The sequence below is a fragment of the Ramlibacter lithotrophicus genome, from assembly GCF_012184415.1.
Taxonomy (GTDB): domain Bacteria; phylum Pseudomonadota; class Gammaproteobacteria; order Burkholderiales; family Burkholderiaceae_C; genus Ramlibacter; species Ramlibacter lithotrophicus.
Genome location: NZ_VTOX01000013.1, coordinates 45,971 through 66,515 on the forward strand (window position 1 = coordinate 45,971; position 20,545 = coordinate 66,515).

The 20,545-nt window shown below is 62.3% G+C and carries 19 protein-coding genes and 1 pseudogene; 3 read left to right on the forward strand and 17 right to left on the reverse strand.

The features are described 5' to 3' along the window. Positions 1-126 precede the first annotated feature (126 nt). Positions 127-804, forward strand: a complete 678-nt coding sequence (locus tag RAMLITH_RS24115; RefSeq protein ID WP_168110020.1) for a TetR/AcrR family transcriptional regulator — start codon at positions 127-129, stop codon at positions 802-804. 9 nt (positions 805-813) lie between these two features. Here RAMLITH_RS24115 and RAMLITH_RS24120 read toward each other — a convergent pair whose 3' ends face one another. From RAMLITH_RS24120 to RAMLITH_RS24170, 11 genes are read right to left on the reverse strand one after another with little or no spacing between them, the layout of a single operon-like run. Continuing rightward, on the reverse strand, positions 814-1,518 hold the full coding sequence (locus RAMLITH_RS24120; protein WP_168110021.1) for a TetR/AcrR family transcriptional regulator: 705 nt from the start codon (positions 1,516-1,518) through the stop codon (positions 814-816). 38 nt (positions 1,519-1,556) lie between these two features. Next, entirely contained in the window at positions 1,557-2,543 is a 987-nt protein-coding gene (locus RAMLITH_RS24125; protein ID WP_168110022.1) for a branched-chain amino acid ABC transporter permease, read from the reverse strand. Beyond that, positions 2,540-3,406: a branched-chain amino acid ABC transporter permease gene (locus RAMLITH_RS24130; protein WP_168110023.1), complete on the reverse strand. Its 867-nt coding sequence runs from the start codon at positions 3,404-3,406 to the stop codon at positions 2,540-2,542. Before RAMLITH_RS24130 ends, RAMLITH_RS24125 begins: the two co-directional genes overlap by 4 nt. Before the next feature lie 7 nt (positions 3,407-3,413). Continuing rightward, on the reverse strand, positions 3,414-4,118 hold the full coding sequence (locus RAMLITH_RS24135; RefSeq protein WP_168110024.1) for an ABC transporter ATP-binding protein: 705 nt from the start codon (positions 4,116-4,118) through the stop codon (positions 3,414-3,416). Further along, complete coding sequence (locus RAMLITH_RS26245; RefSeq protein WP_168110106.1) at positions 4,111-4,833, reverse strand: ATP-binding cassette domain-containing protein; 723 nt, start codon at positions 4,831-4,833, stop codon at positions 4,111-4,113. The genes RAMLITH_RS24135 and RAMLITH_RS26245 overlap by 8 nt, the downstream gene beginning before the upstream one ends. A gap of 57 nt (positions 4,834-4,890) precedes the next feature. Further along, positions 4,891-6,165 carry an ABC transporter substrate-binding protein gene (locus RAMLITH_RS24145; protein ID WP_168110025.1) on the reverse strand — a complete coding sequence of 425 codons (1,275 nt, stop codon included), beginning with the start codon at positions 6,163-6,165 and terminating at the stop codon, positions 4,891-4,893. Between the two features lie 30 nt (positions 6,166-6,195). Next, a complete protein-coding gene (locus tag RAMLITH_RS24150; RefSeq protein WP_168110026.1) occupies positions 6,196-7,269 on the reverse strand; it encodes an acyl-CoA dehydrogenase family protein in 1,074 nt (357 codons plus the stop codon). Positions 7,270-7,273: 4 nt separating this feature from the next. After that, positions 7,274-8,452, reverse strand: coding sequence for an acyl-CoA dehydrogenase family protein (locus tag RAMLITH_RS24155; protein ID WP_168110027.1), 1,179 nt, complete (start codon positions 8,450-8,452; stop codon positions 7,274-7,276). A 14-nt stretch (positions 8,453-8,466) separates the two neighbouring features. Next, the gene (locus RAMLITH_RS24160) at positions 8,467-8,940 is read right to left on the reverse strand and encodes a MaoC/PaaZ C-terminal domain-containing protein (RefSeq protein WP_168110028.1); all 474 of its coding nucleotides are present in this window, start codon (positions 8,938-8,940) and stop codon (positions 8,467-8,469) included. A gap of 39 nt (positions 8,941-8,979) precedes the next feature. Then, positions 8,980-10,125, reverse strand: a complete 1,146-nt coding sequence (locus RAMLITH_RS24165) for an acyl-CoA dehydrogenase family protein (protein ID WP_238344376.1) — start codon at positions 10,123-10,125, stop codon at positions 8,980-8,982. A 16-nt stretch (positions 10,126-10,141) separates the two neighbouring features. Then, positions 10,142-10,876: an SDR family NAD(P)-dependent oxidoreductase gene (locus tag RAMLITH_RS24170; RefSeq protein ID WP_168110029.1), complete on the reverse strand. Its 735-nt coding sequence runs from the start codon at positions 10,874-10,876 to the stop codon at positions 10,142-10,144. Between the two features lie 809 nt (positions 10,877-11,685). Here RAMLITH_RS24170 and RAMLITH_RS24180 point away from each other — a divergent pair. Beyond that, positions 11,686-12,456 carry an enoyl-CoA hydratase/isomerase family protein gene (locus tag RAMLITH_RS24180; RefSeq protein ID WP_168110031.1) on the forward strand — a complete coding sequence of 257 codons (771 nt, stop codon included), beginning with the start codon at positions 11,686-11,688 and terminating at the stop codon, positions 12,454-12,456. 32 nt (positions 12,457-12,488) lie between these two features. Here RAMLITH_RS24180 and RAMLITH_RS24185 read toward each other — a convergent pair whose 3' ends face one another. From RAMLITH_RS24185 to RAMLITH_RS24210, 6 genes are all read right to left on the reverse strand, one after another. Further along, a complete protein-coding gene (locus RAMLITH_RS24185; protein WP_168110032.1) occupies positions 12,489-13,454 on the reverse strand; it encodes a Bug family tripartite tricarboxylate transporter substrate binding protein in 966 nt (321 codons plus the stop codon). A gap of 103 nt (positions 13,455-13,557) precedes the next feature. Beyond that, on the reverse strand, positions 13,558-15,186 hold the full coding sequence (locus RAMLITH_RS24190) for an AMP-binding protein (RefSeq protein WP_337786204.1): 1,629 nt from the start codon (positions 15,184-15,186) through the stop codon (positions 13,558-13,560). After that, positions 15,187-16,392, reverse strand: a complete 1,206-nt coding sequence (locus RAMLITH_RS24195; protein WP_168110033.1) for a CaiB/BaiF CoA transferase family protein — start codon at positions 16,390-16,392, stop codon at positions 15,187-15,189. Positions 16,393-16,415: 23 nt separating this feature from the next. Beyond that, positions 16,416-17,564, reverse strand: coding sequence for an acyl-CoA dehydrogenase family protein (locus RAMLITH_RS24200; RefSeq protein ID WP_181956494.1), 1,149 nt, complete (start codon positions 17,562-17,564; stop codon positions 16,416-16,418). 16 nt (positions 17,565-17,580) lie between these two features. Further along, positions 17,581-18,753 (reverse strand): acyl-CoA dehydrogenase family protein, encoded by a 1,173-nt coding sequence (locus tag RAMLITH_RS24205; RefSeq protein WP_168110034.1) that lies wholly within the window; start codon positions 18,751-18,753, stop codon positions 17,581-17,583. After that, a complete protein-coding gene (locus RAMLITH_RS24210; RefSeq protein WP_168110035.1) occupies positions 18,753-19,583 on the reverse strand; it encodes an enoyl-CoA hydratase family protein in 831 nt (276 codons plus the stop codon). The genes RAMLITH_RS24205 and RAMLITH_RS24210 overlap by 1 nt, the downstream gene beginning before the upstream one ends. A 181-nt stretch (positions 19,584-19,764) precedes the next feature. Here RAMLITH_RS24210 and RAMLITH_RS25950 point away from each other — a divergent pair. Continuing rightward, positions 19,765-20,055, forward strand: a pseudogene (locus tag RAMLITH_RS25950) (IS66 family transposase zinc-finger binding domain-containing protein); the annotation flags it as partial. Positions 20,056-20,545: the final 490 nt, after the last annotated feature.

Here is a 20,545-nt window from a genome sequence, read left to right on the forward strand (position 1 = left end):
GACCCTCCGCGCTGCCCTGTCGAACGTTCGTGAGATGATAAGGTATGTGGGCGCATTACCGTCAAGCAGATGTGTTCGGCGTGCCAAATGAGCGAATACACTTTGTCACCACTGGAGAGACACCCGATGGCCAGAACCCGAAAACACGAAGCCACCTCGCGGGAACAGCCGGCAACGGACTCGCGCGCTCTGATACTGGACGCCGCAGCGGGGCTGTTCTCAACCTTTGGCTACGCGGGCACCGGCCTGCGCCAGATTGCCGACGAGGTGGGCATCCGGCCAGCGAGCGTTTACCACCACTTCGAATCAAAGGAACGAATCCTGGAGGAAATCCTCCGGACTGGTCTCACGCAGACGCTGCAATGCACGCGCGGGGCGGTGGAGGTGCTGCCGCCTGAGGCGAATCCGCGCGACCGCGTGGAAGCGGCCATCGCCGGTCATTTGCGCGGCATCCACGAGAACCTGACGTACACCTCAACGAATTTGCGCTTCCATGGACAGATGCCGCCCGACGTGGGGAAGCGCCTGCGACCCCTACGCGAAAACTACTCGGATTACTGGCGCACCTTGCTGGACAGCGCCCGACGCCACGGTTGGCTCCACCCCGACTTGGACGTATCAATGCTGCGTGCCCTAATCTTGGGCGGGCTGAACCGTACAGTCGTGTGGTTCGATCGCGGCAAGGGACCTATCGAACCGCTGATCCGAACGTCGATCCTCGCGTTCAGCGGTATTTGGACAAAAGAGCGCTCCCAAAACCTCGAGCGAAAACCGCCCACACGTTCACGCAAGCAGCGAACCTGATCGCGCGTTTCAAGCCGCCGCGCTGGCCGCGTCCGCCAACTTCAGGTAGCGCCGCCACCCTTTCGGGGTGACCAGCCCCCGTACGAAGAAATCGAAACCTTCCCGGAAATAATCGTCCAGGGTGGTGATGGAGGCCAAGCGCCAATACTTGAGCGCCCAGGTGTGGGCGAAGGTCACAAAGTGATATGCAGTCAACTGGACGTTCACGTCGCGGAAGTAGCCGACCGCTATGCACTCTTCCAAACATGCCTCGATCAGACGATTCGTTTCCACCTCCAACTGTTTTATGGCCTCCCGCTGCCGGCCAGGTAGTGACTTCGTCGAGCGGTAAGCCAACACGGTCGCCTCGCGACGATGATCCACCACCCCGCAATAAGCGCGAACGCCGGCGTGGAGCCGCTCTAGAGGGTCCTCGAACTGCCCCATGGCGTTGGGTAGCTCATTCTTGTACCCTTCAAGCACGCTCACGAGCGCCAACAGCAGGATGTCCTCTTTGGTCCGCGCGTAGTGGTAGATGAGACCCGCGCTGATGTGAGCCTTCTCAGCGACCTGCTGCACTGTTGTCCTATAGAACCCTCGCTCTGAGAACAGCTTAACGGCGGCCTGCACAATCTGCCCGCGCCGCAGACGGATCAGTTCTGCATCCTCGGTCTGACTCTTGACAAAGCCGGAGTCGGCGACGTTCCCACTGATATTTTGGTTGGCTCTGCGCATGAAGTTGCCACGGCCGGGGAGTGCCTGGACCAGGTCGATTACCTAACTTGGCCCGGCAGCGTATGTCGCCGCATTCTACGCGAACGCAATCGCTTCGAAACCCACGTCACCAAGCCATCTCGCAGGCCCAGCAGCACGACGATAATCACCAAGCCATAGAACAGATTGCCGAGGCCGGCCAGCTGCACGAACTCGCGGCTCAGCGCACGCTCGACAGGCACCAGAAGCAGTGGTCCGAGAAAGGGCCCCCAAACGGTACCAATGCCGCCGACGGCGGTCATCAGCACGATCTGCACGGCCAAGTCGACCTGCGAGATGCTCGGATCGATGACGCTGAGGTAGTGCGCGTAAAAGGTTCCTCCCAACGCACCAAGGCCCGCCGACAGCGTGCTGCTGATCATCGTGACCTTTAGGACATCAACTCCCAACATGCGGGCCGCGTCCTGATTGTCGCGAATGGCTACCAGTCGCACCCCGAACCTAGAGTTGCGAAGCACGAGAGACAGCAGCAGCATGAGGCAGACCGCGACGAGGACGATATACAAGTAGGCATTCTTGTCGGTGAACCGGAAGGTCGCGGGGGAGTTGCCGCGCGGGATTACCAACCCTTCGTGGCCGCCCAGGAAATTGAATGATTGCAGCGCGATAACGGTGACGAAGGTCACCGCCAGGGTGATCAGCGCGTAGGTGAGCATCGGCAATTGCTGGCGGAAATTGATCCAGCACAGTAATGCAGCGAAGCCCATGGCGAGCACCGCGCCCGCGAACATGCCGATCCAGGGGCTCACCTGCAGGTGCAGGAACAGGATGGTGGACGTATAGCCGCCACAAGCGACGTACACCGGGTGCGCGAAGCTGAACTGACCCGCCATGCCTCCCGTGATGTTCCACGTCTGACATAGGAATGCGAACCACAGGGCAACGATCAGGACGTCGATCACGCTGCCCGAGAACACCTCAGCAGAAGCGATGCCGGCAGCAAGCACGATAGCCACCAAAACCAATTGTCGTACCGGGAAGTTCATGCTGACCGCTCCAGGACGCCTTCAGGGCGAACGAGCAGAAATAGGACGAAGATCAAGTAAGGCACGGCTGGCGCGAGTTCCGCAGGCCGCATGTAGAGCGAAGACAGGGCTTCGGCCAATCCGATGATGAGGCCGGCTACGAGCGTGCCGATGTAGTTGTTCATCCCACCGAGAATGAACACGATGAAAGAGATCAGCGTAAGGTGCAGGCCGACCGTCGGCTGCAACACCAGGATAGGCGCGACCAGTGGCCCGGCTATGCCCAGTACGGCAAGCGCAGTGGCGAAGACCGTCGCCTGGACCAGACCCACGTTTACACCCGACAAGGACGCTGCCTCGCTGTCTTCCGCAACAGCGAGGACCTTTCGCCCAAAGTCGGTGCGCCGAATCACATAGAACGCGAGCAGCGCCAGCACGATTGAGACAGCGAACGCGAGCACGGGCGCGGCGGAAAGTGAAACCGAGCCTAGCCGCAAGATCTTACCGCTCAGCACCGACTGCACCGTATGAAAGTTGCTAGAAAATGTGAGGAGCAACGCGCTCTGTACGACAAACGACAACGCCAGGGTCACCTGGATGACGACAAGGTGCGGGGCAGAGAGCATCGGAGCGAAGACCAGCCGGAAAAGCGCGAACCCGCTGATAAACATGATTGGTGCGATCGCCAGGACAGCCACATAGGGGTCCACACCGAGTGACGCGGACCCGAGGAGGGCCAAGTACATCGCAATGGCCATAAGGTCACCGTGCGCAAAATTTAGCTGGTGCGTCACCGAGTAGACGATAGCGAGCGCAAGCGCTATCAGGGCGTAAACACCGCCGAGGACGGCGCCCTGGGTGAAAATCTGGAGTGCTGTATCCATCGTTCTTTCACAGTCCGAGATAGGCCATGCGCACGCCTGGATCGTGCCGCAGGGTCTGTGACTCTCCGCCCAACGCAATGGCGCCGTTCTCCAGGATGTAGCCGTGCTGCGAGACTGATAGCGCTTGGGCCACGTTCTGCTCTACCAGCAGAACAGTCATGCCGCCCTCGTTCAGTGCCTTGATGTGGCCGAGGACCTCCAGCGTCACGCTGGGCGACAGGCCGATCGATGGCTCGTCCAGTACCAGCAAGCGGGGGGCGCCCATCAGCGCCCGTCCTATCGCCACCATCTGCTGCTGCCCCCCCGAAAGGGTTCCGGCAAGCTGTCCCTTGCGCTCCGCGAGGATAGGAAACATGGCGAATATCTTGTCCAGCAAGGCTTGACGGTGTGGCCGGGCGTGCCGTGGCGTGTTCCCCAGGAGCAGGTTGTCCTGCACGGGAAGCCGGGTGAATAGGTGCCGGCCCTGTGGCACCTGGACGAGTCCGCGCGCGGCCACTTGATCGGGACGCAGTCCCGTGATGTCCTCCCCTTCAAAGCGCACCGAACCCGCGTTGGGCCGCATCAGTCCGCTCACTACGCGCAGCAGTGTCGACTTGCCGGCACCGTTCGCGCCGAGCAGGGAGACGATCTGGCCGCCGGCGACCGAGAGTGATACGTCCCGGATGATCTCGACGCCGCCATAGCCAGCACTCACATTTTTGACATCAAGCATGCGCCAGTTCCTCCGCGCCGAGGTAGGCAGCGATCACCTCAGGATTCGAGGTAATCTCCTGCGGCTCCCCTGAGGCGGCCAAGCGGCCATAGACCAACACGTGGATGTACTCGCACAGGGCCATTACGGCCCGCATGCGGTGCTCGATGACCACAAAAGACTTTTCTGATGCATACCGGCGGATGACCTGCGCTGTTCGATCGATCTCGGTGGAACTCAATCCGGCGAATACCTCGTCTAGCAGCACTAGTCGGGCGCCCGTCGCAAAGACCTTGACAATTTCCAGTAAGCGCGTGTCGGCAGTTGTCAACTCGCCCGGCAGGTGCTCGAGCTTTGAACCAAGGCCGATATCCGAGGCCGTGCGTAGTGCCCCCTCGAACCCCTTTTCGTTTCCAGCTGCGCTGGCCGCCACCTCGAGCGTCTCGCGAACGGTGAGTGATGTGAACAGCTGAGGCGTCTGAAAAGTACGGGCAATCCCCAGACGCGTCATCTCGTGCGGCTGGACGCCCGTGATGTCGCGACCTTCAAAGAAAACGCGGCCCTCGGTGGGGCGAAGGAAGCCGCTCACAACCGCGAACGCGGTCGTCTTCCCCGAGCCGTTTGGACCGATCAGGCCGGTGATTTGTCCTGGCAGCACGTCAAAAGAGACGTCGTCGAGGGCGACGACACCGCCGAAGCGCTGCGTGACGTGCTGGAGACGAAGTATAGGTATCACGGATTCGACTCCATGCGTCGGGTAACGACCGCGGCCGGCGCTGGTGGGTGCGACTGGTCAGAGACGGGGTGCCGCGGCGGCGGCATCTTCCGGAAAGACAATGACAGACTTGCCGTCCTGCCACTGCGCGACGGACGGCGCCTGATTGCGTGGCTGCCCGTTACGTTCCCAGGACAACGACGGATCGTAGAACGGCACGACCAAGCTATCGGCGCCACGAGGCATGTTCATGGCCAGAATGGCATCGTTCACCTTGGGTCCGGCAGTGGTTGCTGCCTGCTCAAAGGCCACTTTGAATACATATACCGCCTGCGCGCCCAGACCATACCACTCGAGTTCGACCCCGGGGGTAATGCCAGGACGCACCGGTTCCTTCTCGGCCGCTTTGAGAAGGGCCTGCAACGGCCCATACTTTGTGCTCTCGCGCATGCCGGTCGTGGTGCCGAAAACAGGTGCCTTCAGCGCGCGAGCAGCGACCTCGGGACCGAGGGCGCCGGGCAGGCGAGCGTCCGCGAACCCTGATCCGAAACCGATAATTGGCACCCTGAAATTCAGCGCATCCGCCGCGCGCAGCAGCAACACCGTTTCCTGGAAGTAGAACCCGGCAAGCACCACGTCGGCACCACTGTCGCGGACACGTAGGATGGTGGGGCCGTAGTCGCTGGACCCCGGCGTTACCGGTAGATCCAGGGCTGCAGGGGTGCCGCCCTGAACCAGGAGGCGCTTAACAGCATCCGCGGCCGCTCGGCCATATTCGCTGTTGTCATACACGACCGCTACCTTACTGGCGGCGACACCGTGCTTGTTGCGGAGCACCTTCAGCAAGTTCACTGCCGCAGCGGCGTAAGAGCCGCTGGTGAGGTTCAAAGTACGTGAGTACCGCGAATTCAGAGTGAATGCCTTCTCGCTGGACCAGAAGGGCGACACGAAAGGCACCTTATATTGATCCGACAGCGGATTGGCCGCCAGCGCATCGAGGCTGGAAAACGGCCCGATGATGCCGGCAACCTTTTGATCGTTGATCAAGCGCTCGATCTCAGCGACCGTTACTTTGGCTTCGCCTTTCGAATCAGCGAGCACAAGCTCCAGAGGGGCGTTACCGAGCGCGGCGACCCCGCCCTTCTCATTGATCAAGCGCGTTGCGAGCCGCGCGCCGGGAACTGCGGAACCGCCGTACGACGCGAAGCGCCCTGTCACAGGTACAACCATGCCCAGCTTGAGCGGAGCACCCCGGGACGCCTGCGCCAAGGTGGGGCCGATGAGCAGGCCGGCGCCGAGGGCGGCTGAGGCCCGCATGATTGCCCGGCGATTGATGCTAGAAGAGTTGCGCATGATTTGTCTCCATTTCTTGAATATCGCTGCTTAAAGCGCAGCCTCGTACACTTGCAGAGCGTGCAGGTGCCACGCTGGCGTGCCGAAAACCACTCGATCGCTCTGTGCCCGCTTCAAATAGCGGTGCGGCAGAGATTCCGCAGCAACGCCCATGGCGCCAAATACCTGGATCGCGTCGGCCGCGATGCGCGGATAAACCTCGCCCGCCCAAGCCTTGGCGGCGTGTGCCGTGGCCGGTCCAGCAGGATCACCGACCTGCAATTGCCAGAGCGCCGCGTAGGTCAACGACCTCAACCCGTCTAGCAGGACGCGATCATCGGCGAGCAGGTGTTTAATGGACTGGAAGGCGCCGATGGGCTGTCCGAACTGCTGTCGCTCGCGCGCATAGTCGCAAGCTAAGGAAAGCGCCCTCGTGGCCCCGCCGAGCATTTCGGCGGACAAGGCAGCTGCCGCCGTGTGTCCCAACGTCGACGCTGCCGCATGTGGGACGGGCCAAGACGCCTGCAACTCGAACTCAGACGGCACCTGCAGTGCGTGCACCTGCCGGCTGCGGTCCGGCCACGGTAGTAGCTCGGCCGTCCATCCGGAGCTCGCCCGCTCGCAAGCGCCGAGCAGCAGGCCGTCGCCGTCCGGGCTCTCCCTGAGAAACAAGAATGAATGGGCCTCGGGGAAGCCTATGACGGGCCAAGTCCATGCTGCCGCCGAAGCTATTACCGCGACACTCCGTGTCGCCACTTCTTGCGGTAGAACACAAAGGCGCAGGGTGCCATCCGCAATACGGGCGAGCCACTCCTCTCGCACTCCCCGTGACGTCGCTTGGCCCAGGAGCACCGCGCCAAGTACGGCGGTGGAGATAAAACTGCCCCCGGCAAGGGAGGCGCCGAGCCCCTCTAAAATGCAGCCAGCTTCCACCAAGCCAAGGCCAACGCCCCCGGCGTTTGACGGGACGAGCACCCCGGTCAATCCGGCCGAAGTCAGGGCACGCCAGATCTGCTCGAAGTTTGGCCCAGAATCCTCGTCCCCAGGTTGCGGGCGCATAGGCGCCAGGAGATCCTCCACGGCCTGCCGCAACAGGCGCTGTTCTTCGTTGAACGCAAAGTCCATAGTCTCAGCGAGGTAGATCGAGCACTCGCTCGGCAATAATGTTGCGCTGCACTTGGGCCGTGCCGCCACCGATCGTGAAACCGAAAGAACCCAACCAAGCCTCACTAACTTTCGGTAGATTCGCGCGATGCTCAGGCTGGTGAGGCGTGTTCTCCATCAGCAGTTCCATCGCGAAACCGTGCAGGCTCTTGTTCAGCTCGGTCGCGTGCAGCTTCTGGACTGAAGCCTCCGGGCCAGGCGGCTGGCCCGGAGGCACCATGGCCGCGAAACGATGATTGTTCAGTACGGCGATGCGCACTTGCACGCCCAGTTCGGCAAGCCGGCGGCGCAGCTGCGGATCCTTTGACAGCGAACCACCTCCGGCCGTCCGCAATGTCGTCGCCAGCCGCACCAAACGCCGATATGTGCGAAGGCAATCGAAACCGATCGCGGCCAATCCGCGCCGCTCGAAATCCAACATGGCCACCGCGACTTTCCAGCCGTCCCCTTCCTCACCCACCAGCGACGAGCTGTCAACCTCCACGTCATCGAGAAACACTTCGTTAAAATCAGTGCGACCGCTCATCTGAGGTATAGGCCGCACACTGATACCCGGCGTGTTCATGGGCACGACGAACGCGGAAAGCCCGCGGTGACGACTAATGGCCACCCCGGTGCGCATCAGGAACAGGCACCAGTCGGCCATATGCCCGAACGTGTTCCACACCTTCTGGCCGCGGAGAACCCAGCGCCCGCCTACCAACCTGGCCCGGCTCTGGAGTGAGGCAAGGTCGCTGCCGGCTCCCGGCTCCGAAAAACCCTGCGACCACAAGATGGTCCCGTCGGCGGTCCCGCGCAGCAACTGCTCCTTTTGGAAAGCGCTTCCAAGCCTCATCAATACGGGACCCACGTTGCGGATGCCAACGCGAAAGATGTCGTCGGGCGCCTCGGCCCGAGCGAGCTCCTCGAAAAGAATGAGGTCTTCGGCTAGCGCACCGTCTCCCCCGCCGTAGACGCGTGGCCAGGAACGCACCGCATATCCAGCGGCGAAGAGCTCGCGCTGCCACGCGCGGGCCGGTCCCGACTCGCCGCGCATGATCGCGGCTTCGATCGACTGCCGCCGAGCGTCGTCGAGCCGTGAGGCCAGCCAGTCCCGAACCGACGCACGCAATGCTGCTTCATGGGGATGGTCGCTCAATCGCATGGCGGAGTCTGCGGTCAACGCGGACGGCAGAGGTACATCGAGCTGGTCTGCATCGTCTGGACGACGTCGCCGCGCTGATTAATGATCTCCCGGTCAAAAGTGACGATGCCCTTATCGCCCTTGCTGGTCAGGCGCTTTTCGCGCGGCGTAACGACCATGTGGATAGTGTCGCCATGCTTTACCGGCTTGTGGATTCGCCATGCATCCATGCCCAAGAAGGCAACGATGGTGCCGTCGTTGATTCCGCTCTGGCACTGCAGACCAGTAGCGATCGCGAAGACCAGCGGTCCGTGCGCGAGTGGCTCGCCGTACGGCTGCTTTTTGCAGAACTCGAAATCGACGTGCGGGGCATTGAAGTCGCCCGAGACGCCACAGTAGTTGACGATGTCGGTGTGGGTGATCGTGCGACGTGGCGTAGCGTAGCGCTTGCCGATCTCAAAGTCTTCGTAGTAGAGGCCGCGCGCGGGCGCTTCAGTTTCGATGCTCATGGAGTCTCCTTGGCTGGTTGGTCGAATGGGGGACGGGGGTCACAACCCCATCAGTCGCGCGATGACGTTGCGCATGATTTCGCTGGAGCCGCCTCCGATGGGTCCTACACGGGCGTCACGAAAGAGGCGGCTCATCGGGCCTTCCATGTAACCCGCGCCCCCCATGATCTGCACTCCGAGATCGGCGACCTTGAAGTTGTTCTCGGTGGCGATGACCTTCGCCATCGATGCCTCGAGCACCGCATCTATGCCCTCGTCAAGCATCTGGGCAGCCTGGTATGTGTGCAGCCTCGCCGTTTCGGTCATCATCTGCATCTCGGCAAACTTGTGCGCAATCGCCTGGTACTCAGTGATGGTTCGACCGAATGCCTGGCGCTCCTTCGCCCAGTCCCTGGCGATGTCGATGATCTTCAGACACTGGCCGCAACTGGCGGCCCCGAGCAGAACACGCTCTAGGTTGAGGCCGCGCATCAATTTCTTCCACCCCTGGTTCTCTCCGCCAAGCAGGTACCGCTCAGGCACCCGTACGTCATCGAAGAACACCTCATTGGGCAGGCTGGTACGCCGACCCATCGCGTTCATTGGGCGGATCGTGACGCCTGGACTGCGGGTATCTACGATGAACAGGCTGATGCCGCGGTGGCCACCGTCAGGCAGTGTCTTGGCCGTGACGACCAAGTAATCCGCCTGGTGCGCATTGGTGATGTACACCTTCTGCCCGCTGATGCGGTAGTCGCCTCCGTCCCGCACGGCGCGGGTGCGGATTCCGGCCGCGTCTGAACCACAATGCGGCTCCGTGTAGGCCACGGCCATGCGGCGCTGGCCCGCGATGATAGGAGGAAGGAATTCCTCCTTGAGGCCCATGTCCCCGTGGTACTGGATGTACATGGCGGCATAGATGCAGGTCGTCATGAACGCGGAAGTCACGCCGGGGTGGTGGAATGCGGTGGCCTCGATGAATGCCGCAAGGTCTTTGTGACTCGCGTCGGCGCCGCCGAAAGCCTCCTCGAAGGGCAGAGCCAACCATCCAGCCTTCGCCAAGGCTTGGTAGGCCTCCATTGGATATGCGTCTTGCGCCTCCAGCTCTTCGATCGTCTGTGGAGGCAGCACGTCGGCGAGAAGCTTCAACACGCTGTCGCGCACCATCACCTGCTGTTCGGTGAAGCCGTATGTCTTGTAGGTCAAAGCAGCTCTCCTTCGCTCAGCCTGCAAGCGTCAGACCGCCGCTGACGCTGAGGATCTGGCCGGTGACATAGTCGGCGCGGCTGCTGGCGAAGAATAGCGCCGCGTCTGCAATTTCGTGAGGTTTGCCGAAGCGGCGCATCGGGATAGCCTTCTGAAAGGCCTCTCGGTGCTTCTCAGACACGGCGGCAAGCAAAGGCGTGTCCGTCGGTCCCGGGCAAACGCAATTAACGTTGATGCCATGGCGCGCCCCCTCGCGAGCGAGCGACTTCGTGAAGCCGATCACGCCTGCCTTCGCGCCCGCGTACACCGTCTCCCCTAAGCTGCCGACACGGCCCGCGTCGCTCGCGACGTTGACGATCCGTCCAGACCGCCGCTCGATCATCTGCGGAAGCAGCGCATGAGTGAGCTTGACCACGCCATAGAAGTTGATTGCGATCACCTTGTCCCAGAACGCTTTGTCGTTCTCGACGAAAGGCTGGATCTTTCCCCATCCAGCCACGTTGACCAGGACGTCGACGCGGCCGACATCCGCCGCGACGGCGTCCACCGATGCGTCGCTGGCGACGTCGAGTTGCCGCGCGGTCACGGTGAGACCCTGTGCACTAAGGCGCGCTGCGGCCTCAGCCGCCCGATCCCCAGCGATATCTGTGAGGATTACTTCTGATCCAGCCCGCGCGAATACCTCAGCTGTCGCGAGGCCAATCCCAGAGGCGGCGCCTGTCACGAGGGTTCGTTTTCCATCCAGTCGCATCGATTCTTCCTTTTGGCGCGGTTCGACGACGCCCTATCGAACAGTCGTTAGGGTGCTATGCGCGTTTGTTGACCAAGACCTAGCACGGGTCGCACAATACTACTGATTGAACCGCCAGTCAATCCCTGCCCTTCGGCATTCAGTCGGCGGTTCTCAGCAAATGTGGACACAATCCAAAGACCTCCCATGACACTTGCACGACGGCATCTCACCGTAACTGCCGCGGGGTCGGCGGCGCCTATCGAATGGAGCGCGAGCCAGCCTTGGCCCGCACCGCCTCTATGCATGCTCGTGGACTTCGCCGCTGCCGGCTCCTCCGACGTCATGACGCACATTGTCGCGGAACATCTCGGCCACGGGCTCGGCCGGTCTATAACCGTGCCGGCGCCGGCCGCATCATCGCCACCAATGCGGTTGCGAAGTCGCCCGCTGACGGCTAAACCCTGCTTATTGGCGTTCGGTGCCAATGGTGATCTCTCGGACGCTGGGCACGCGCCTGCCCTTCGTTCGATTCCACAACTTCGCTCCTGTGGGCGCACCTGGGAACCTGCCGCGGGATCTCGTCGTACCGGCCGCCCCCCCTGCCAGGAAACTGACGCAGTTGCTGACCTAGGCCAAGTCGCGGCTCGGCTCGCTGAGCTACGCCCACGCGGGGATGGGATTCACGAGCCATGCGCGCAAGGAGATCCTGACGATGGCCGCGGGGTCGACATTCTCGGATGTAGCGTACAAGGGACAAACAGCCGCCATCCGATGTGCGAAGGCCGTTCGCAAAGCTGGCATCAAAGTCGATTGAACAAGGAGGTCTCATGCATTTCCTGACCAAACTTGCCTGGCGTGACTCGATCGCGCTTCTGACTCTGGACGACGGTACCGGTCGTAATGCGCTGTCGTTACAAATGAGGAGCGAACTAGACGAGCAACTGCAACACCTGCTTGGAGACAAAGTGTGCTCAGCGATCGTACTGACCGGCGCAGAGAATTTCTGCTTCGGCGGGGACCTGCGCCAGATGGATGTGAAGACTCGCCAGGAAGCACTTAGCCGGCTGGAGCTCGTGCACCGGATCATCCGGCAGGTAGCATCTAGTGCCAAGCCCGTGCTTACCGCCGTGCAGGGTATCGCGGCGGGTGGTGGCGTGTCGCTCGTCGCGGGCAGTGATTACGCCGTGGCGGCGCGCACGGCCCGTTTTTCTGGTTCATTCTTGCGGGCGGGCCTAATACCCGACATGGGCGCACTGGCGACTGTCAGCCGCAGGATGGGGATGGCGCGCGCCCGGCAGTTCTTCTGTTTGGGAACGACACTCTCCGCCAGCGATGCCTTCGCGGCTGGGCTGGTGGACCAAGTCGTGGAACCGCCGGATGTTCTCGATACCACCGTCGCCATCGCGGAGCAGATGGCCGCACTGCCTCCGCTCGCATTCTCAGCGTTCAAGGCTGCGTTCGCAGACCACAGTGCGAGCTTGGGTCAGGCGCTCGAGGCCGAGAAACACTTTCAACCCGGGCTTCTCACCAGCCAGGATCAAAAGGAAGCGGTAACCGCCTTCCTCGATAAACGCAGGCCGGTGTTCACGGGGAGCTGAGGAGCCCGCCCGCGCGGATTGCGCCGCAAGGTTTATTCGGCCTTGGCGCCAGATCGCTTTACGACCTTGGCCCACTTTTCATTCTCGGTCCGAAGGAACGCGGCGAACTCCGCGGGAGTGCTGGTGAGCGGCTCCATGCCCAAGGACTGGAATTTCTCTTTCAAAGCGGCCGACGACATCACAGCCGCCAGCTCGCTGCTAAGCTTGCTCACGATCGGCTGCGGGGTGCCGGCGGGCGCCAGGATGCCGTACCACGGCGATGCATTAAAGCCGGGGAAACCGTGTTCGGCAATGGTCGGCACGTCCGGGGCGACCGCGAGACGTTTGTCCACGGCGACCGCGATTTGGCGCAATTTGCCCGCCTTTACGAGCGGCTGCACGCCACTCCAGCCGTCCATGACCATCTGCACGTTGCCACTGACGACGTCAGGCATCGCCGCCGCGGTACCCTTGTAAGGGACATGCCGGATGTCGACATTGGCCTCGGATTTGAGCAGTTCCATAGCGAGGTGAGTGATGCCACCGTTGCCGGCACTCGCGTAGTTGAGCGCACCCGGGCGCGCTTTTGCGAGCGCGATCAGCTCCTGCACGTTATGCACTGGCAGTGACGTGGGAACGGCTAGCACCAGGGGGAGATTCGCGACCAGGCCAACCGGGGCGAAGTCCTTGAGCGGATCGTAGGCGAGCTTCTGAAAAAGTGTAGGCGAAACGGCGAGAGGGCCACTGGAGCCGAATAGCAGCGTATATCCGTCCGCCGGCGACTTCGCCACGCCTTCAGCAGCGATATTCCCACCGACGCCTGTCCTGTTCTCGACCACCACTTGCTGACCGAGTCGCTCACCCAACGCCAGCGCCACCGTGCGGGCCATCACATCGGACGGGCCGCCAGCGCTCAGGCCGATGACGAGCTTGATGGGCTTGCTGGGATACGCCTGCGCGAAGGAAGCGCTCGCGAACAAGGCCAGCAGGACACCGACCAGTTTCTTGAAGATCCTCATGATGGCTCCAGGTTGGGGGTAAAAACTGAACGTTCGTTAGGTAAGATGATCTTAGCGTATGCCGGTCCGTCACTGGGAGCACCCACGTCCGGAGATTCCCTAGCTAGGAGTCCAGCTGCGCCTCCATGGCGCGCAGCTGGAACTTCTGGATCTTCCCGGTAGGCGTCTTCGGCAGTTCCGACACGATGCGCAAGAACTCGGGGAGGTACGTCTTGGAAACGCCCGCGTCGGCCAGCCAGGCCGTCAGCTCTTGCAGCGTTGGTGGAGTCGCGCCCCGCGGTACGACGTACGCCGCGCAGCGCTCCCCCAGCCGGGGGTCGACGCGCCCAACGATGGCGACTTCACGCACCCCGGGGTGGCGATACAGCAGGCCCTCGATCTCGACCACCGGGATGTTCTCGCCTCCTCGAATCACCACGTCCTTGCTGCGTCCGGTGATCCGCAAATAGCCGTCTTCATCGATCCGCGCGATGTCACCCGTCGTGAACCATCCGCTCTCGTCGGTGCCGTAGAGCTGAGGGCGATGAAGGTATCCGACAAAATTGCTGCAGCCTCGCACCTGCAGATGGCCGCTTTCCCCCGAGGGCAACGGGCGGCCGCGTTCGTCGACAATGCGTAGCTCCATGCCATCCATCGCGCAGCCGTCCGTTTCAAAGATCTTCTCCGCCCTGTCGTTCGGGCGCGTAGTCGCGGCGGCACCGTTCTCCGTCATGCCCCAGCCCGAAATGATGGTGGCTCCCAAGCGCTGGGTCGCGTCGCGCACGAGGGCCCGTGGGATGGTCGCGCCCGCGGAGTGGAACAGCCGCAGCGAGGCAAACGCCTCGGGCCGGGTCGCACCGACCTCAGTCAAATCCGCGAGGAACGGCGTGGACGCCATCGTGTACGTAACTTTCTCGCGCTCAATCAGGTCGGCCGCCAAGGTGGGTTCCCAAACGTCCTGAAGGACGACTCGGCCACCCAGGTAAATCGGCATCATGAGCCCATACATGAAGCCGGTCTGGTGCGCCAGCGGCGAGGACATGAGAATGACATCGTCGCGTCCCAGCTGCATCCGGTTCACGTACGGCAGCAGGTTGCTGAAAAGCGTGTTCGAAGTGTGCATCACGCCTTTGGGCTCGCCCGTCGTACCGGACGTGTAGAGCACCTGCACCACATCGTCAGGGCCGACGGGCTGCCACGTTGAGGATGTCGCGTCGTCGGCAACCGCCGCCAGCAGCTCGCGTTCAAAACTGCGGGGCCCGGACGTGCCAACAACCACGAGATGCTTCAAGGTCGGCAGTTTTTCCTGAAGGCGGCGGCCGAGATCAGCATGGTCGAATTTGCGAAATTCCTCCGGGATTACCAGCACCTTGGTCTCGGCCAATTCAAGCATGAACGTGAGTTCGCGTTCCCGGAAGATCGGCATCAGGGGGTTGATCACGGCCCCGATTCGCAAGCATGCCAGGTGCAGGACCGCGAATTGCCACCAGTTGGGCAACTGCACGGCGACCACGTCGCCACGTCGCACCCCGAGTCGCGACAGCCCGGCTGCAACGTGCCGACTGTGTTCGTCCAGTTCTCCGTATGTTACGCAAGTGCTACGGCCTGTGGCGCTGTTGCCGTCCACGATCGCGACGTTATCGCGCCGCAGCCGCACCGCTTCGTCCAAGCCTTCAAGCAGGGTGATGCCGGGCCAGAGGCCCAGCCGCTTCATGGCTTCCACTCGGGCGGGAGGCAGGATTGGATCAACCACTCACCCCTCCTTCCGTTCCGTTTCGCGCACCGCGCCGCTGGCGACCTGCTGCGCTATCCATTCCTCGCTAAACCCCAAGTCGCGAAGGATGGAACGGGAATGCTCGCCCAGCAATGGCGCAGCATCAGCGCTTGGCCGATCTCCGCCGGGCAGAATGCCAGGCACGTGCGCCACCGGCAGTCGTCCGAAAGCGTCATGGTCCACCCAACTGTACGCGCCCATGGCCCGGACCTGCTCTTCCTGCAGCCAATCGCCGTACGAGCGCACCTTCTCGGCGAACACGCCCGCATCGTGCAGCGCCTTCAGCCAATAGTCAGTCGGCTCTTTGGCGAATTCCTTGCGCAGTTCGCGGTTGATCTCGTCGCCATGGTCAACGCGCGCTTGTTGCGTGGGCCACCGCGGGTCGCGCGAAAGCTCGGAACGCCCGATCACCCCGCACAGAGCGGCGAAATGCTGATCACGCATTCCGCTCACGACGATGTAGCCATCCGCCGTGCCGAACATGCCTGCGGGCACATACAGTGGAGCCGGCTTTCCATCCGACTCGACGAATTCCATGATCTTTGCCGCCTGGAACGCCGCCGCGGCCTGGAGCATGTTGATGTCGAGAAATGCACCGCGACCGAATCTCAGGCGCCGCACGAACGTGGAAGCAATCGCTTGATAGGCGTAGAGGCCAGTCAGGACGTCCACGACGATCATCGCAATGCGATAGGGCTTGCCGTCCTCAGTCTTGTTCATGACCATCAGGCCGGAATAGGCCTGGATGAGCCCGTCCACCGTGGGACGACGCGAGTAAGGACCACGTTGGCCGAACCCGGACACGGACGCGTAGATGAGAGCCGGATTGTGCTCTGCCATCGCTTCATAGCCTAGGCCCATCTTCGCCGCGACTCCCGGCCGGAAGCTCTCGACAAAGATATCGCAGCTGCGGCCCAGCCGCTCAGCGATCTGCCGACCCGCGTCTGATTTCGCGTCATAGGCAACAGAACGCTTCCCTCGGTTAACGGAATAGAAATTGACTGATTCCTGAGCAATCGTCTTGCCAAGCACACGGCACCAGTCGCCTTCTACCGGCTCAACCTTGATGACGTCTGCGCCGTTTAGCGCGAGCAGCATCGTTGCATGGGGACCCGCCACCCCTTGGGTCGCGTCGAAGACCCGTATCCCTGCGAAGGGGCGGTCGTCGATGTTCCTCTCAATCATTGTCTAGCCCCTTGCTCAGGTCATCAGATCGCCGCGTCATACCTACGCAGCAGTTCCCGCAGGATCACGATATGCTGTATGTCATTGGTGCCTTCGTAGATGCGGCAAACCCGGGCATCACGGTAGAGCCGCTCGACAGGGAAATCCTGTAGGTAGCCGTAGCCACCCAACACCTGTATAGCCTCGGAGCACACCCACTCAGCTGCTTCGGAAGCGACTAGCTTGGCCATGCACGCCTCCTGGAGGCATGGCCGGCCAGCGTCCTTTAGCGCTGCCGCGTGCAGCACCATTTGCCGTGCCGTTTCTACTCGCGTGGCCATCGCAGCAAGCCGAAATCCCACGGCCTGATGCTCCACGATTGGCTTTCCATAGACGATTCTCTCTCTCGCATATGGGAGGGCAGCGTCAAGTGCGGCTTGAGCGATGCCTACCGCTTGGGCCGCAATTCCGATACGGCCGCCCTCCAGATTCGAAAGGGCAATTCGGTAGCCTTCACCCTCCTCGCCCAAGCGCAGTTCCACCGGCACCTGCATGTCCTCGAATGTGATCTGTGCCGTGTCTGACGCATGCTGTCCCAGTTTGCGCTCAACTCGGGTTACCAGGTAGCCTGGCACGTTGGTGGGAACGATGAAGGCTGTGATGTCCTTGCCTGGGCGCGGGCCGGTAGCCGCGAACACAAGCGCCACGTGAGCAGTCTTGCCTGATGTGATGAAGTGCTTGGCGCCGTTGAGCACGTAGTGATCGCCTCGCCGCACGGCCGTAGTCTTTGGCGCACCTGCGTCGGACCCGCCGTGCGCCTCCGTCAGTAGGAAGGCGCCCAGCATGTCGCCACGCGCCATCGGACGGAGAAAGCGATCCCGCTGCGCATCGCTGCCGAACCTGTAGATTGGCATGCACCCCACCGAGTTGTGACCGCTCACGATCGTCGAGGTGCTGGCATCGCCTCGGGCGATCTCCTCGAGGGCAAGCGCCATAGACACGTAGTCGGCCCCAGCGCCACCCCACTCCTCCGGGACGTTGATGCCCATCAGACCCAACCGCCCCAGCCCGCGAATGGCCTCTGCGGGGAAACAGGCTTGCTCGTCCCAGCGCGCCGCGTTGGGAGTCAGTTCGCGTTGCGCGAAGTCGCGCGCAGCGAGCCGGATCATCTCCTGCTGTTCATTCAGGATCATATGTATTTCCTTGCCATCAAGCAGGCAGCTTGAGCAGTTGCCCCGCAATGATCATCTTCTGGACCTCACTCGCGCCTTCGTAAATTCGCAGGGCACGAATCTCGCGGTATAGGCGCTCCGGCAGAGATCCTCGTACGACGCCCGCCCCCCCGTGAATCTGCACGCAGGCGTCGATGACGCGTTGCGCCGCTTCCGTCGCATGAAGTTTTGCCATGCTCGCCTCGCGGCTGACACGGCCTTTCATCGTATCCTTGAGCCAGGCGGCGCGGTACACCAGTAGCGCCGACGCATCCACGTCCAGCGACATATCAGCAAGTGCAGCCTTCGTCATCTGCAAATCACCTAGCGTTCCGCCAAAGATGCGGCGCGTGCGTGCGCGTTGCAGGGCGGCATCGAACGCGCAGCGTGCAAAACCGAGAGCGGCGGCGCCCACTGTTGTTCGAAATACGTCTAGCGTCGCCATTGCGATCGCAAAACCCTGCCCCGGCTCGCCGATGACCTGGTCAGGTCCAATACGGCAGTTGGAAAGCACCAGGGTTCCGATGGGGTGCGGCGCCACGATCTCTGGCCGTTCGCGGATCTCCAGTCCGGGGGTATTCGAATCAACGACGAACGCTGTGATGCCCTTGGGGCCACCCTCGGCGCTCGTTCGTGCGAAGACGACATAGAAATCCGCTATACCGGCATTAGAGATCCAGGACTTGCTCCCTTCCAGATACCAAGCTCCGTCGTGCCAGTGCGCCTCCGTTGCCATCGCGGCCACGTCGGATCCAGCCTCCGCTTCGGAAAGTGCGAATGCGGCAATCAATTGCCCGCTCGCGACGCGTGGCAAGTAGCGTTCACGCTGGACGGCATTTCCAAACAGGCCAATCGGAGCGCTGCCGAGCCCCTGCATCGCAAAGGCAAAGTCCGCCAAACCATGCTGCGCCGCTAAAACCTCCCGCACTACGCATAGCGAACGGACATCAGGCGCGACACCGGGGGCTGGCGACATGGCGAAGCTCAATATCCCCCTTTCGCCAAGGATACCCACGATCCGACGCACCGAGCAGTCGACGGTCTCTGGCCTCTCGTCGTGCACGTCGCTAAGCAACATTGAGACCTGGCCAGCGATTGGCGCCAGCCGGTCGTGCAGTTCTCGATGGACCGCATCCAAGAACGGCCACGCCAAGAATGCCGGAGCCCCCATCAGTTGCCCTCGAACACTGGCTTCACCTTCCCAACGAACGCTCGGTAGGCCCGAGCATAATCTCGCGTCTGCATACAGATTGCCTGAGCTTGCGCTTCCGCCTCGATGGCTTCTGCAATTCCCATGCTCCACTCCTGTTGGAGGCATTTCTTAGTCATGCCGTGCGCGAACGTTGGGCCGTCGGCAAGTTCCCGCGCGAGCGCTTGTGCATTGGCAAGCAGATCCTCTGGCGATACTAGACGATTGTAAAAACCCCAGCGTTCGCCCTCCTCTCCAGTCATGGACCTGCCCGTATAGAGCAGCTCGGACGCGCGGCCGGCTCCGATGATCCGCGGAAGGATATTGCAGGCGCCCATATCAGCGCCCGCGAGCCCGACTCGTGTGAACAGGAAAGCCGTCTTCGTGCGCGGAGTTCCGATCCGCATATCGGACGCCATCGCGAGGATCGCCCCGGCGCCTGCGCATATTCCATCGACCGCTGCGATGATCGGCTGCGGGCACTGGCGCATCTCGACCACGGCGTCACCGGTCATCCTGGTGAACTCAAGGAGGCCCGGCATGTCACCAGCCTCCTGCATACCGACCAGAGGCCCAATGATCTCGTGGACATCCCCGCCCGAGCAAAAGTTGCCGCCCGCGCCGGTTACCACCACCACCTTCACGTCGGTTGCATACCTCAGTTCGCGGAAGAGGTCGCGAAGCTCGCCATAGGAGTCAAATGTGAGCGGATTCTTACGTTCGGGGCGGTTCAAGGTAAGGGTAGCCACTTTCCCAACAACTTCCCATTGAAAGTGACGGGGGACGTAGTCTGTGGCGACGAACTTTTTCATACCATTTTCTCCGTTTTATTGACTGATCGTTCAATCATAACAAGAATACTGATGGCACCGGTGCGTGTCAACACAGGCATCCCTGGATGCTGATCTGGCCGAACTCAGTCAAGAGATCAAGCGCCCGGGCGTCGACACCGATGTCGCCGACAGCAAGACCGACATGAAGACCCCGAAATGCAAAGCGGTGCCGCCGCAGCTGCCGCGGCGCGACGTGCACCATGAGCCGGCGAGCACCGTGTGCATCCGCGGCTGCCAGATGTAGCGCATCGGCCAGGTCGTGGCCGAGAAGCCGGACTACCAGCGCGGCGTGTTCCCGGTGGAGCGCCACGTGCGTGGCAAATGGGCGTGCCGGCACTGTCAGACGCTCGTACAGGCCGCAGTGCCGGCGCACGTGATCGACAAGGGCATCCCAACCACGGGTCTGCTGGCCCAGGTGCTGGCGGCCAAGTTCCTGGATCACATGCCGCTTACATGTCGTCATTGCTGCGTGCCGGGTGTCCGGCGCGTCGGTGGCGGGCGTGGCGCAGGCCCACCGCTTGAACGCGAACCTCGTGCGCCAGTGGCTCGTCGGCCGCGGTGTGAAGCGCTGCAGCGGGGTTGAACAGCGCGCCGCCAGCGTGCCGATCGCGGCGGACGCAGCGCCAATGACCGAAGCGTCCCGAGCAATGCCGTTCGTACCCGTGCAGCCACCTGCACCAGTGGCGGCTACGACGCCGCGTGAGAACGCTGGCGAGCCCGACGAATCCATCCACATTGAGCTCACGCGCTCTGGCGCGAAGTTGACCGTGCGGTGGCCGGTCGCCCAGGCATCGGCATGCGCGAGTTGGCCTGGCGAGCTGGCCGGAGTGCTGTCGCTGTGATCCGCATCGACGCGCTGTGGCTGTGCGTCGCGCCGGTGGACATGCGCTGCGGCGCCGAGCGCCTGCTCGCGCACGTGATCACCTGTCACTTCTCACCGT

Coding starts and splice junctions, on each gene's coding strand:
- RAMLITH_RS24115 (WP_168110020.1), top strand. CDS start 127: ATGGCCAGAACCCGAAAACACGAAGCCACCTCGCGGGAACAGCCGGCA.
- RAMLITH_RS24120 (WP_168110021.1), bottom strand. CDS start 1,518: ATGCGCAGAGCCAACCAAAATATCAGTGGGAACGTCGCCGACTCCGGC.
- RAMLITH_RS24125 (WP_168110022.1), bottom strand. CDS start 2,543: ATGAACTTCCCGGTACGACAATTGGTTTTGGTGGCTATCGTGCTTGCT.
- RAMLITH_RS24130 (WP_168110023.1), bottom strand. CDS start 3,406: ATGGATACAGCACTCCAGATTTTCACCCAGGGCGCCGTCCTCGGCGGT.
- RAMLITH_RS24135 (WP_168110024.1), bottom strand. CDS start 4,118: ATGCTTGATGTCAAAAATGTGAGTGCTGGCTATGGCGGCGTCGAGATC.
- RAMLITH_RS24145 (WP_168110025.1), bottom strand. CDS start 6,165: ATGCGCAACTCTTCTAGCATCAATCGCCGGGCAATCATGCGGGCCTCA.
- RAMLITH_RS24150 (WP_168110026.1), bottom strand. CDS start 7,269: ATGGACTTTGCGTTCAACGAAGAACAGCGCCTGTTGCGGCAGGCCGTG.
- RAMLITH_RS24155 (WP_168110027.1), bottom strand. CDS start 8,452: ATGCGATTGAGCGACCATCCCCATGAAGCAGCATTGCGTGCGTCGGTT.
- RAMLITH_RS24160 (WP_168110028.1), bottom strand. CDS start 8,940: ATGAGCATCGAAACTGAAGCGCCCGCGCGCGGCCTCTACTACGAAGAC.
- RAMLITH_RS24170 (WP_168110029.1), bottom strand. CDS start 10,876: ATGCGACTGGATGGAAAACGAACCCTCGTGACAGGCGCCGCCTCTGGG.
- RAMLITH_RS24180 (WP_168110031.1), top strand. CDS start 11,686: ATGCATTTCCTGACCAAACTTGCCTGGCGTGACTCGATCGCGCTTCTG.
- RAMLITH_RS24185 (WP_168110032.1), bottom strand. CDS start 13,454: ATGAGGATCTTCAAGAAACTGGTCGGTGTCCTGCTGGCCTTGTTCGCG.
- RAMLITH_RS24195 (WP_168110033.1), bottom strand. CDS start 16,392: ATGATTGAGAGGAACATCGACGACCGCCCCTTCGCAGGGATACGGGTC.
- RAMLITH_RS24200 (WP_181956494.1), bottom strand. CDS start 17,564: ATGATCCTGAATGAACAGCAGGAGATGATCCGGCTCGCTGCGCGCGAC.
- RAMLITH_RS24205 (WP_168110034.1), bottom strand. CDS start 18,753: ATGGGGGCTCCGGCATTCTTGGCGTGGCCGTTCTTGGATGCGGTCCAT.
- RAMLITH_RS24210 (WP_168110035.1), bottom strand. CDS start 19,583: ATGAAAAAGTTCGTCGCCACAGACTACGTCCCCCGTCACTTTCAATGG.